The sequence below is a fragment of the Arcobacter roscoffensis genome, assembly GCF_024267655.1.
GTDB classification, from domain to species: Bacteria; Campylobacterota; Campylobacteria; order Campylobacterales; family Arcobacteraceae; genus Arcobacter_B; species Arcobacter_B roscoffensis.
The window spans coordinates 1-12706 of sequence record NZ_CP100595.1 but is presented as its reverse complement, the minus strand read 5'-3'; the positions used below and the strand labels follow the sequence as shown (position 1 = coordinate 12706).

At 27.6% G+C, this 12706-nt stretch carries 13 protein-coding genes and 1 other RNA gene; 5 read left to right on the top strand and 9 right to left on the bottom strand.

All coding sequences use genetic code 11. From position 1 onward, the window contains the following. The first annotated feature begins 112 nt into the window (after positions 1-112). Positions 113-1009 (top strand): RluA family pseudouridine synthase, encoded by an 897-nt coding sequence (locus NJU99_RS00065; RefSeq protein WP_254576700.1) that lies wholly within the window; start codon positions 113-115, stop codon positions 1007-1009. Here NJU99_RS00065 and NJU99_RS00060 read toward each other — a convergent pair. Together NJU99_RS00060 and NJU99_RS00055 are read right to left on the bottom strand one after the other, a co-directional pair. Continuing rightward, positions 1006-1413 carry a YqaA family protein gene (locus tag NJU99_RS00060; protein ID WP_254576699.1) on the bottom strand — a complete coding sequence of 136 codons (408 nt, stop codon included), beginning with the start codon at positions 1411-1413 and terminating at the stop codon, positions 1006-1008. The genes NJU99_RS00065 and NJU99_RS00060 overlap by 4 nt on opposite strands. Beyond that, positions 1413-2327, bottom strand: a complete 915-nt coding sequence (locus NJU99_RS00055; protein WP_254576698.1) for a DMT family transporter — start codon at positions 2325-2327, stop codon at positions 1413-1415. Before NJU99_RS00055 ends, NJU99_RS00060 begins: the two co-directional genes overlap by 1 nt. Before the next feature lie 149 nt (positions 2328-2476). Here NJU99_RS00055 and ffs point away from each other — a divergent pair. Next, an RNA gene (ffs, locus tag NJU99_RS14970) (signal recognition particle sRNA small type) lies at positions 2477-2574 on the top strand. Between the two features lie 67 nt (positions 2575-2641). On the opposite strand, the gene NJU99_RS00050 is transcribed toward ffs, so the two are convergent. Both NJU99_RS00050 and queF read right to left on the bottom strand, forming a co-directional pair. Then, entirely contained in the window at positions 2642-3316 is a 675-nt protein-coding gene (locus NJU99_RS00050; RefSeq protein WP_254576697.1) for a MerR family transcriptional regulator, read from the bottom strand. An 11-nt stretch (positions 3317-3327) separates the two neighbouring features. Then, a complete protein-coding gene (gene queF, locus NJU99_RS00045) occupies positions 3328-3705 on the bottom strand; it encodes a preQ(1) synthase (protein WP_254578110.1) in 378 nt (125 codons plus the stop codon). Positions 3706-3816: 111 nt separating this feature from the next. Here queF and NJU99_RS00040 point away from each other — a divergent pair, with 111 nt between their 5' ends. From NJU99_RS00040 to NJU99_RS00030, 3 genes are all read left to right on the top strand, one after another. After that, positions 3817-4671: an AraC family transcriptional regulator gene (locus NJU99_RS00040; RefSeq protein WP_254576696.1), complete on the top strand. Its 855-nt coding sequence runs from the start codon at positions 3817-3819 to the stop codon at positions 4669-4671. A gap of 90 nt (positions 4672-4761) precedes the next feature. After that, the gene (locus tag NJU99_RS00035; RefSeq protein WP_254576695.1) at positions 4762-5445 is read left to right on the top strand and encodes a nuclear transport factor 2 family protein; all 684 of its coding nucleotides are present in this window, start codon (positions 4762-4764) and stop codon (positions 5443-5445) included. A 120-nt stretch (positions 5446-5565) separates the two neighbouring features. Beyond that, positions 5566-6582, top strand: coding sequence for an NAD(P)-binding domain-containing protein (locus tag NJU99_RS00030; protein WP_254576694.1), 1017 nt, complete (start codon positions 5566-5568; stop codon positions 6580-6582). 42 nt (positions 6583-6624) lie between these two features. Here NJU99_RS00030 and NJU99_RS00025 read toward each other — a convergent pair whose 3' ends face one another. The 5 genes from NJU99_RS00025 to dnaA form a co-directional block, all read right to left on the bottom strand. Continuing rightward, a complete protein-coding gene (locus NJU99_RS00025) occupies positions 6625-6951 on the bottom strand; it encodes a hypothetical protein (protein ID WP_254576693.1) in 327 nt (108 codons plus the stop codon). 279 nt (positions 6952-7230) lie between these two features. Next, a complete protein-coding gene (locus NJU99_RS00020) occupies positions 7231-7641 on the bottom strand; it encodes a DUF3010 family protein (RefSeq protein ID WP_254576692.1) in 411 nt (136 codons plus the stop codon). A gap of 142 nt (positions 7642-7783) precedes the next feature. Further along, positions 7784-10102 (bottom strand): DNA topoisomerase (ATP-hydrolyzing) subunit B, encoded by a 2319-nt coding sequence (gene gyrB, locus NJU99_RS00015; protein WP_254576691.1) that lies wholly within the window; start codon positions 10100-10102, stop codon positions 7784-7786. Between the two features lie 46 nt (positions 10103-10148). After that, positions 10149-11219, bottom strand: a complete 1071-nt coding sequence (gene dnaN / locus NJU99_RS00010) for a DNA polymerase III subunit beta (RefSeq protein ID WP_254576690.1) — start codon at positions 11217-11219, stop codon at positions 10149-10151. A gap of 170 nt (positions 11220-11389) precedes the next feature. Next, entirely contained in the window at positions 11390-12706 is a 1317-nt protein-coding gene (dnaA, locus tag NJU99_RS00005; RefSeq protein ID WP_254576689.1) for a chromosomal replication initiator protein DnaA, read from the bottom strand.

The following is a 12706-nucleotide window of genomic DNA, read 5'->3' as shown; positions in this document are numbered from 1 at the left end:
TATCTAAAAAAGTCAAAAAATTTGATTAAATAAGATAAAAAATTTAACTAAAAAATACAAAAGAATTAAATAAGACAAAAATTGCCCTATTTGATTGTTTCAGGAAAAGAATTTGCCATTTATTTTAAAGAAAATAAAAGCCGAAAAAGGTAAAAAACTAAGCCTTTTTTTGCTACAAAACTTAACTATACACCATACAAAAGCCCAGAAGTACGCTTCTAGAGGAAGAGTCTTTGATGAAAACATGAAGGTTTTAAAACCAAAAGACATAATAGATACACATTACATATACATGGCTGTTTTTGAGGGTGCTACGAGGGGTTTAAAGCCTCTAATTGAGTTTGAAAATTTTGCTATTTTTGATAAACCAACGAACCTTATGGTACACCCAATTTCTAAGAACACTAAATATTCATTGCTAGATGAAATTAGATACCATTTTGGAGAAAATGCAAACTTAATTCATAGAATTGATGCAGAAACATCAGGACTTGTAATTGTTGGAAAAAATAAAAAATCTGAAAAACAATTAAAAGATATGTTTGAAACAAAACAGTATCATAAATCATATCTTGCAATAGTTGAGGGTGAAATTGATAAGGAAGTAACTATTGATAGTAAACTTCAAAAAGAGGGTAAAAATATTGGTGTTAGAATGAGTGCAGGAGATGAAGGAAAAGAGTCATGTACTATTATAAAACCAATAAAATATAATAGTGAAAGAAACATTACTTTAGTAGAGGCTCAACCCATCACAGGAAGGCAACATCAAATTAGAGTTCATTTATACTCAATAGGACATAGAATCATAGGTGATCCTATATATGGAGTTAATGATGATATTGCTGAAGCTTATTTAAATAAAACTTTGGAACAAAGTATAAGAGAAAAAGAGACTAAAGCCTCAAGGCTTTGGCTTCATGCAAACTATTTAGAGTTTACTTTTCAAGGAGTGATTTACAAAATCTTCTCTAAAAACAAAGATATTATAAATGAGTTTAATTCTTAAATCAAAAAAGCTATAAAAGCATATCTTGAAAACTTAGCAATAACTATAAGTAGAATAAAGAGTTTTAAATTAAATTTTAAAACTCCTGCTATGAAAGTAATAGGGTCACCTATTATTGGAACCCATGAAAGTAAAATACACCAAAAACCATACTTATCAAAGTACTTTTTAGTTTCTAAAACTCTTTTTTTATTCAAAAGCTTTTTTCTCACTAGAAACTCTTCCCCTTTTAAACCTAAAAAATAGTTTATTATAGAACCAAGAGAGTTTCCAAGTGTTGCAAAGAAAAGTAGTAAATAAAGGTTATATCCCTCTTTTATATCATAAATTAATAATGCTTCACTTCCAAAAGGAATTAGTGTTGCAGATACTAAAGCTGATACAAAAAGAGTTAAATAAACCATTAGATTTTTTTCTTCCTTCTAATTTTAGGCATTTTCATAGGTGGCATTTGCGAAAGTATAACACCTGCTAAAATTACAGCTGAAGCTGTAAGTTCAAAATTAGTTAATTTTTCTCCTAAAATTATATAAGCTAAAAGCAAAGTAAAAATAGGAATTAAATTTACAAAAACTGCTGTTTTTGAAGCTTCTAGTTTTGTTAAAGCGAAATTATATAAGCCATAACCACCTAAAGTTACAACAACACCTAGATATAAAGTCCAACTTAAAGCCTCAACTGAGAATACCATAGGAGTATTAAAATACTCGTAAATAAAGAAAGGAAAGAAAAATATTGCTCCAATAAATGCTTGAATGGCTGTAATAAAAAGAGCTGAAAACTTATGGGTTAAATATCTTGCAACTATAGTATATCCTGCTGCACAACTCATAGCTAATAGCTCTAAAAAGTTTCCTAATAGAGGATTTGGTGCACTAGCACTAGTAGTAGCATTAACACTTAAACTCACAACTCCAATCATTGCTAAAGCTGAACCTAAAATAAGTTTTCTTGTAATAATCTCTTTTAGGAAATATCCAGCTGCCATTGCAGTAATTAAAGGCATAAGTGATGCAATCATTCCTGCTTGAGAAGCAGATGTGAGCTGTAAAGCCTTAGCCTCAAAAATAAAATACAAGCATGGCTCAAAAATAGCTAATAGCAAAATAAACTTTATATCTTTTTTTGTAAAATCATACTTCAAAAAACTTTTTATGAAGTAAACAAAACATAAAGAAGCTGCAAGCATTCTAATAAAGATTACAGTAAAAGGTGCTAAGTCATCCATAGCAGCTTTTAAAGCAATAAATGAACTTCCCCAAATAAACATCGCAAAAACAAGCGATAAAATACCGATTAAATTAAAATTATTTGTCAATTTTTATACTTTTTATATGAAATTTTTTTGAAATTATATCTGTTATTCCAAATAAAAAAATTAATTTATAAAAAGTTAAAGTTTATTTTAGTATAATTTCGTTTCACAAAGAGGAACACTGAGAATATTTCAAATATTTTGAGTGCTCTTCTTTAGACCCTTACAATCATTATGTTGAGATAACGCCCCAGGATGGGAACATAGCAAGGCACCTCTCTTAGTGGTGTGTTTGGGTATCTGGAGAAGAGTACTTTTTTAAAGTACTCTTTTTTTTTGCACTATCACAAAATCTAATAACAATTTATTTACTAAATTTACACTAAATCTTGGAAATCTGATTTTAAAATTAGAAGTTTTTTATCTCTTTTATTATAAATAAACCTATTATCACCATCTTGAATGGCTTTAAATATTATAATTTTTATCTCTTTTTGAGTTTTATTATACTTTTTCATAAGAACTGAAAACTCTTGTAGTGTCATAAGATTTAAATCTTTATTTTCAATATTTTGTTCTTGCTGTGTTTGAGAAGCTTGAATATTTTGAATTTGTGCAGGTTGATTTTTATAAATAGTTCTCATTTCATTAAAAGCACCTTGGAGTAGCTTTATTTCTGAATTAAACACCTTTACAATTCTTTTTTGATTTTTTTCTAATCTGTTTATTTCTGACTTATATTGCTTTTTCATCCATTTCATAGAGTCTTTTAAAAGCAAAATTTGTTCATTTTTTACTTCTATAATAGATTGTATATGCTCTTCATTTTCTTTTTGAGTCTGTGAGTTATTAGTAGTATTTGGAGTTTGAACTGCTTGAACATTTACTTTGTTTGTTGAAGCAGCTCTTTCCATCTCATCACTTATATAAACATAAGTTCTACCTGATTTTTTGATAGATTTTAATTGTTCTTTTTTTATTCTATAGTGTACACCTTGTAAAGAAAGACCCAAAATTTGAGCCGCTTGTGAGGTAGTAACTAATCTTTCCAAGGTATAAGTCCTTACATTTTTGCACTGTCAATTTCAATAACTGTATGTACATTTCCTCTTGGTTTAAAATCTGCAATAACCTTCATCCATTTTGGCTGTAAGTTTTCGAAAAGTGTATCAAAAATTTCATTTGCAGAGTTTTCATGAGAAACTTCTCTATACATGAAAGTATTAATATAAATTTTTAATGCTTTTAATTCAATAACTTTTTTATTCGGTGTATATTGAAGTTTTATTGTAGCAAAATCAGGATATCCACTTCTTGGACACTTTGCCATAAATTCTGGTAACTCAATATCTATAATATAATTTTTATCATTTGTGTTAGGCCAAAAATTCTCTTCATTATTAATATCAAACTCAATAATCTCTTTTTCACCATATTTCATTTCCATATGTTTTATAACCTTTCATATCTTTATTTTAGGCCATTTTATCTAAAAATCCCTTACATGTTTAGTACAAATGAAAAATGAAGTATTTATACATTAAAATAAAATATGGAAGAATTACTAGAAGTAGAGTTTTTGGATAGTTTAAAAGATTATGGCTTTGAAATAGCAAGTTTTAATGAGTTATTTAAAAATATAGATTTAAATACTCACTTTATGACAAAACCTCATAGAATAAAGTTTTATCATATCTTATACTTTACAAAATCAAATGATTATCACTTTATTGATTTTAAAAACTATAAAATTGAAGATAATACTTTACTTTTTTTATCAAAAGATCAAGTTCATAGTTTTAGTAAAACAGCAAACTATGAAGGTTACGTGATACTTCTTACTGATGAGTTTTTAAAAAGAAACCTACTAAATTTAGAAAAATCTATGTTTAATATACTTCTTAAACCCTCAATTTTAGCAAAGGCGTCTTCAAAATATAAATTCTTATTTGAAGAACTTTATAAAGACTATAAAAATAATTCTTTATATAAAGAGAAACTCAATAGTAGCTTATTTAACTATATAATTTTAAAAGCTCAAGAGGATATCTCAAAACAAAACCTAGCAAATATAAATGAAAAATATACACTGATATATAATAAATTTAAAAACCATCTTTATAATAATTACAATAAAAACAGAAGCGTGAACTTTTATAGTGATTTATTAAAAATCACACCAAAACACCTAAATGTTATATGTAAAGAGCATTCAAAACTAAATACAAAACAGATAATTGACAACTACATAATCTTAGAAGCAAAAAGAAGACTTATAAGCACAAACAAAGCTATAAAAGAGATTTCATATGAATTAGGTTTTATAGAAACTACAAATTTTGTAAAATATTTTAAAAAGCATACCAATATTTCTCCTAGTGTTTTTAGGCAAAGTCATAGTATCTAGTTCGATTTTTACCATTTTTAAATCATTTTTAACCTTTATTATCAATTCTAATAGGTATATAATTACTTAAAATTACCACAGGAGTAAAAAATGAAATTAAAAAATTTATTAACAATTTTCCTTTTAATTATAGGAATAAACACTTTAGCAAGTGACTTATCAAACAAAGAAAAAACAGTTTTAGTTTTAGAAAAAGCTTTCAATAAAAATCAAGATAGAAGTGTATTAAAATATGTAAATGACAAAAAGTACATTCAACATAATTTACAAGCAGCAAATGGGAAAAATGGATTAGTTGGGTATTTAGATTACCTAAAAGGCAAAGATATCGAAACAAAAGTAATAAGAGTATTTGAGGACAATAATTATGTTGTAGCTCAAAGTTTGTCGAGATATGAAAATAGTTATTCTCATATAATTGATATTTTTAGGTTTGAGAATGGCTTAATGGTAGAACACTGGGATAATATTGAAAGTATAAAAAATAAAGATTTAATAAATAACTTTCCTACAACTATAAAAGATATTGAAAAAACAAAATCAAATAAAGATATTGTAAAAAAACATATCAAAAATAAAAAGTATGGAAGAAATCATCTATTGTTAGGTCAAGGTGAGTTTGTTTTAGCAGTAAATGAAACAAATTCAATAGATAAAGAGATTGCACTTTATGAACTGTTTTTTGTAAAAAGAAACAAAATTGAAAAAAGTTGGAAAATTAAAGAAGAAATTTTACCAAAAGATAAATGGCAAAATAGTAATGGTAAGTTCTAAATAATAACTTTCTTATAGTTAGCATATTTAATTGTTTATTGAATAATAATTCATATTTAAGTATAATCGCTATACTTATGCTATAAAACTAACAAAATATAAAAACTATAAGAAGGTAATATGGAACAAAAAATATATGACATTGTAATTATCGGTGGAGGTCCTGGTGGTATTGGTACTGCTATTGAAGCTTCAGCTCATAAAATTGGGGAGATATTACTAATTGAAAAAACAGATAATCACTCAAATACTATTAGAAAATTTTATAAAGACAATAAAAGAGTAGATAAAGATTATAAAGGTCAAGTAACACAACTTCAAGGAAATGTTGATTTTTACGATGGAACAAAAGAAACAACACTTGATTACTTTGATGATTTATTAGATAGTGAGAAAATTGACTCGATGTTTAATACAGAAGTTGAAAAGATTGTAAGAGAGACTGATGACTTATTATACATTCATACTAGTTCTGGACTAGTAAAATCTAGAAATGCAGTAATTTCTATTGGAAAAATGGGTAAACCTAATAAACCATCATACAAAATCCCTCCATCAATTAAAGCAAATGTTAACTTTAACCTTGACAAATGTTCTTCAAATGAGAAAATTTTAGTTGTTGGTGGTGGAAACTCTGCTGCTGAATATGCTTATGACTTAGCTGATCAAAGCAATAATGTAACTATGGTTTATAGAAAAGCAGAATTTTCAAGATTAAATGAAACAAATGAAGAGATTTTACATAAATACCATGGTGAAGAGAAATTAAGACTTAGAATGAATACTGATATTGAATCATTAGAAAATGATTCAGGAAAAGTAAAAGTAAACTTTAATGATGGTTTTTCAGTACTTTATGATAGAGTAATTTACGCAATTGGTGGAACAACTCCTGTTGACTTCTTAAAGTCGTGTGGTGTAGAAGTAAATGAAAACAACCAACCGATCTTCGATGAGCACCAAGAAACTTCTGCAAAATGTGTATATGTTGCTGGTGATATTGCATTTAAATCAGGTGGATCTATTGCAATCGCTTTAAATCACGGATATCATATTGTAAATAATATCATAAGAAAAAGAGGAAGAATCTTCTCTCACACTGAAAAAGTTGCTAGCGTTTTAAACCCTGCTAACTAATTTTAGATAAAACACTTAGGTGTTTTATCTAACTCTCAAAACTTATTGGCTTGTGTAATAACTTGTTAGAAGTACACAGTCCTTACAATTTAAGTTTTTTTCATCCTTATTGCAAGTAACACAAGGTCTTGGATTATCAAATTCTCTTTTTTCTTTAATGTTTGGATGTTTTGAAGCTATATAAGAAACATTTTCAACGGGATCATATAATAGTGTATTTAATACTTCATCATATAAATTTCTATTTCTTGCTAGAGCTCTTCTTACATTCATAGAAGGGTTTTTTACTAAAAATAACATTTCTCTTAGATTTGTAGTACTATTTGCTAGGTCTATTAATTCATCTATTGTTTTACCAATAAGTCCCATGTGAGTCTCCTTTAATTATCTATAAAGAGTGAAATTATATCATAAGTTTAAAGTTTTATTAATATAAAAACAATAAAAAATAAACTTTTTGTGATTTTTATAAGTTTTTAATTGTGTTTATTTAATGATTTAAACATTTGTTTTAATACTAAGTAAAAATTTCAAAGAATTTAAGTTTCTAGTTTTTTTATAAAGGTTTTCTTGAGATTTGAAAAAAAGAAGTATTATGTATCAAGTTAGAAAAATAAAAAAACTCAACATAACTATTTAGATAACATTTTAGGCAGCTGCAAGTACAGTAAGGTAAGATCCTTCTTGATATTTTTTTAATTCATTCGGAAATTCAATCATATTTTTTTTCTCAAATGAACTTACACTTTGAGAAGATACTAAAGATGTTTTGCAAAAGCTATTTAATTGAATAAGTCCTTCCATTTTAAATGTAACAGCTCCACCTGCAAAGTTTCCTTTTTTTGCTCTTTTTTTAATAAATAGTTTTTCTATTTGATTTTCTTGCAAAAAGCTATTTACTTTACTTGTAAACTCTTTTACGCATTCACTTGACTCATCATCATCTAAAGTGATTTTTTTTATTTTTAGGTCAATATAAATTATAATATCATCATCATTTTTCTCAAATACCGAAAAAATTGCATTATTTGCTTTTAATTCTACTCCACATAACTTCATATTAAATCCTTTTTTTGAATATGTAAGAAATTATATATTAAAAAAGTAAATGATTGGTTTTTTATTTCAAATTGTAAGATTTTTAAAAAAGGAGACTTTTTAGAGACTTTTTAAAAAAGTCTCTATTTAGTCTCTAAATAGATTAAACGTCTAAATGCTCAACGTCTTTTGCGTGTTCTTCAATATAGTTTCTTCTTGGTTCTACCTCATCACCCATAAATAGTGTAAAGGCATCAGAAGCAGCTTCTGCATCATCGATTTTAACTCTTAAAAGTCTTCTATCTTCAGGAGTCATAGTAGTCTCCCATAACTGTTCAGGGTTCATCTCACCTAGACCTTTATATCTTTGGATATATGCGCCTTTTTTAGCTAAGCCTTCTACTTCATCTAGTAATTCAATTAAATCTCTTCCATCAAACATTGAGATATCTCTCTCAACTAGCTTAGAGAAGATGTATGTGGCCTCAGAGAAGTAAGGTGATGCAAACAGCTCATCATCAATAATAAGCTCTTCTAGCCCCTCGTTTGTTTGAACAAACAGCTGTATCATCTCAGAGTTAATATTTTTTGTAAGAATATTATAACCTTTGTCTTCCAAGAAGCCTCTAACAACTTCATATAAATCCATTTGTTCTAGTTTTACTAAATCAGGATTTTCAATTAAGTGTTTTAATACCTCAACTAAAGAGTATCTTTTTTCTAATTGTTGTAACATATCTCTATATCTAGAAACTGTTTTAAATAAATCAATCATATCATTTGTTCCTAATCCAGCAAAAGAGAAGTTTTCTACTCCATTTTCAATTAAGAAGTTTGATAAGGCTGTATCATCTTTTAGATAAATTTCATTTTTACCTTTTTTATATCTGTATAATGGCGGCTGAGCTATATATAAATATCCTTTTTCAACTATAGGTCTTAAAAATCTAAAGAAGAAAGTTAAAAGAAGTGTTTGAATGTGAGATCCATCAACATCCGCATCCGTCATGATAATTACTTTGTGATATCTAATTTTTTCTTCATTAAAGTCTTCACCAATACCACAACCCATAGCTGTAATCATATTTCTAATTTCATCAGATTTTAAAATTTTATCAAGTCTTGATTTTTCAACATTTAAAATCTTACCTTTAAGTGGTAAAATTGCTTGATAAACTCTATCTCTACCTTGTTTAGCTGAACCACCCGCAGAATCCCCTTCCACCAGGTATAATTCTCTAACTTCAGGATCTTTTGATTGACATTCAGCAAGTTTTCCAGGAAGTGTTCCAACTGACATTGAGTCTTTTTTTCTAGTAAGCTCTCTAGCTTTTTTAGCAGCTTCTCTACCACGCGCTGCCATTAAAGCTTTATCCATTACAGCTTTTGCTTGTTGAGGGTTTTCTTCAAAATATCTATCTAAACACTCACTTGTTAGCTTTTGACATAGAGGTTTTACATAAGAAGATCCAAGTTTCCCTTTTGTTTGTCCTTCAAACTGAGGTTCTGGAACTTTTACAGAAACAATTGCAATTAAACCTTCTCTTACATCATCACCTGTAATTTTTGTATCTTTTTCTCTTGCATTTGCATTATTGTTTAAATATTTAACAATTGATCTTGTAAGTCCAGCTTTAAAACCAGCTTCATGTGTACCACCATCAATTGTTCTAATATTATTTACAAATGAAATAGTTTTTTCAGTATATGTAGTATTGTACATAAGGGCAATATCAATTTCTATATCATCAGCTTTATCTGAAAAAGAAACTGCATCACATACAGGTGTTTCTTTATTTAAATCTGTTACAAATTGTTTAATACCACCTTCAAAATGGTAAACCTCTTTAACTTTTGTTTTTTCATTTTCTAAAGTAATAGAAATAAATGGATTTAAATATGCAACTTCTCTGAATCTTTTAGCAAGAACATCAAAATGGTAATCACATACTTCAAAAATAGAATCATCAGCTAAGAACTCAATTGTAGTTCCTGTTTTTCTAGGAGCATCACCAATTACTTCTAAAGGAGCTTTTGGAATACCTTTAGAGAATTCTTGATAATGAATCTTTCCTTCTCTATGAATTGTCATTTTAAGTTCAGAAGATAATGCATTTACAACAGATACACCAACTCCGTGTAATCCCCCTGATACTTTATATGTATCTTTGTCAAACTTACCACCTGCATGTAATACTGTAAGTACAACAGTAGCAGCAGATATATTTTCTGTTGGATGAATAGATACAGGAATACCTCTACCATCATCTTCAACTCTAATCCAATTATCTTTAGTCATAGTTACTTTAATATTTCTACAGTAACCAGCCATAGCTTCATCAATAGAGTTATCAACAACTTCATAAACCATATGATGTAAACCATTAGTGTTTGTATCACCAATATACATTCCTGGTCTTTTTCTAACTGCTTCTAAACCTTTTAAAACTTTAATATTACTAGCGCCGTATTCTTGACTCATCTATTTTTGTCCTTATTTCTAATTTCTATTTTTTATATATTTAAATCTATTTTTCTAAAACAATTGGCATTACAATTGTAAAGAATTTTTCATCTTCTAAGTAGAATGGTAAATTGGATTCATTAAATCCAACAGTAACATTTTCATTGTTTGTCATACTTAAGAAATCTAATAAATATTTTGCATTAACTGCTAAATAGAAGTTTTCTTCAATATTTAAATTTATATCTATTTGTGTTTGTGATTCACTATCTTCATCTAAAGATTCAAATATAATTGCATTTGATGTAAATGAAATTTTGATATTTGAAAATAGTGATGTAACTAATTTGATTGACTCTACTAGTTGACTTTTTGGTAATGATAAACTATATTTTAAGTTAGAAGGTATAATTCTTTCATAATCAGGGAATTTACCATTAATTAACTTTGTAAAGAATTTAGAGTTACTATTTTGTATTACTAAATTTGTTTCATCATAAGAGATACTTGCTTCATCTATAAAAAGTTTTTGTATTTCAATAATAGCTTTTTTAGGGATAATAAATTGAGATTCATTATTTGCTATATTTTGTAAATGAGAAATAGCTAGTCTTCTAGTATCTGTTGCTACAAAGTTAATTTTATCATTTTTTACATCTATTAGTGCACCATTTAATTCAAACTTAGGATTATTGTTATCAACTGCTGGTGTTATTTTTCTAATAGAATTAATAAAGTTTAATGTAGATATATCTAGTTTATTAAGATTTTCATCTTTTAGCATATTAGGATATTCAGATGCATCATACATTGGTAATTTAAATATAGACTTGTTTTGTTTTATTACAAGATTGTTTCCTGTAGTTTCAAATATAATATCTTCATTTTTTAATCTTTTTATAATTCCAAGTAAATTAGAACCATTTACGGTTGCCTTACCTTCTTCTATTTCATTAATACTATCGATATGAGACTCTAATCCTATTTCATAATCAGTAGCTTTTAAAATTAATTTTGTATTTGCAATCTCTAAATATATATGTGATGTAATTGCACTAGCATCTTTTTTTTCTAAAAAAGGTTGCATTGAAGCTATTACATTTTCAATGATATTTTTAGTAATTATAAACCTCATTTTATATCTCCTATTATTTATATATCTTTAGTGGAAGTAGTAGTGTGTGTGAAAAGATGAAAACACTTTCAAATCGACGACTGTATCGAAAGACTTTCATGTGATATAACGAAATGAAATATTCACACCTTTTCACACATTGCTTTGAAACTTTTTTTTCTTACTACTTTTTACCACTCCTTATTTATGATTTTATTCTTTAAATTTTCAATGATTAATTTAAAGTTTTCATCTTTCTCAATTAACTCATTTGCTTTCTTAATATTATGAGAAATTGAAGAGTGATCTTTCATTCCTAAGAACTTTGCAATATCAGGCATTGAGTTATGTGTAAGCTCTCTTGCTAGATATATAACAACTCTTCTAGCATTTGCTACAGTTGCTGTTCTTTTCTTAGATTTAATATCACTTGGTTTAATATTAAGCTCACGTGCGACTATATCGATAACGTCAGGGAGTTTAATATTCTCTTTTGTCTCTTTTATTTGCTCTTTTAGTAAACCTTGTACCATCTCAAGTGTAATATCTTGATTTAATAAAGAAGCACTTGCATTAATTCTAATAAGCACTCCTTCTATTTCTCTAATAGAATTATCAAGGTTCGTAGCAATAAAGTTAATAATCTCTCTTGTTAAGGCAATACCGTTTAACTCAGATTTTTTCTCAATAATTGCAATTTTTGTTTCAAGTCCTGGAATTTGAATATCAGCTGTTAAACCCCACTCAAACCGAGACTTTAGTCTATCAACTAAACCTGCAATTTGTGATGGAAGTCTATCACTTGTCATTACAATTTGCTTTTTTGCATTGTGTAGTTCATTAAATGTATGGAAGAACTCTTCTTGAGTTTGCTCTTTCCCACTTAAGAACTGAATATCATCTATTAGTAGAACATCACACTTTCTATATTTTGATCTAAAATGCTCCATATTTTTGTTTTTAATTGAGAATGTAAAGTCATTCATAAACTGCTCAATTGTTACATAGATAACTGTTTGACCTTTTTCAATAGCAGCATTTCCAACAGCTTGAAGTAAGTGTGTTTTTCCAAGACCAGTCCCCCCATAAATAAATAGTGGATTATACTGTGTTCCAGGTTTGTTTGATACTGCAAGTGACGCATTATAGGCCATTTGGTTAGATGGTCCTACTACAAATGAATCAAATGTATATGATGGATTTAGTATAGTACTTTCTGCTGTTTCATTTCGTACTTGCTCTTTTATAATCTCTTTTTTGGATTTTTTTTCACCAGCTATTTTAATCTCTACCTTAGGCTTTGTACCATCGTACTGCTCAAAGCAATTTTGAATAAGTCCTGTGAATTTACTTTTTATCCATGAAGCTACATATTTATTTGATACTTCAAATACAGCAAGCTTCTCATCAGATGAGATTTTCTTGTATGTTAACTGTTTTAAGTACCTATCATAATCAATAGATGTTGCTTCTTTTTCAATAAGCGCTAAAAAATCTTTATTTGTCAT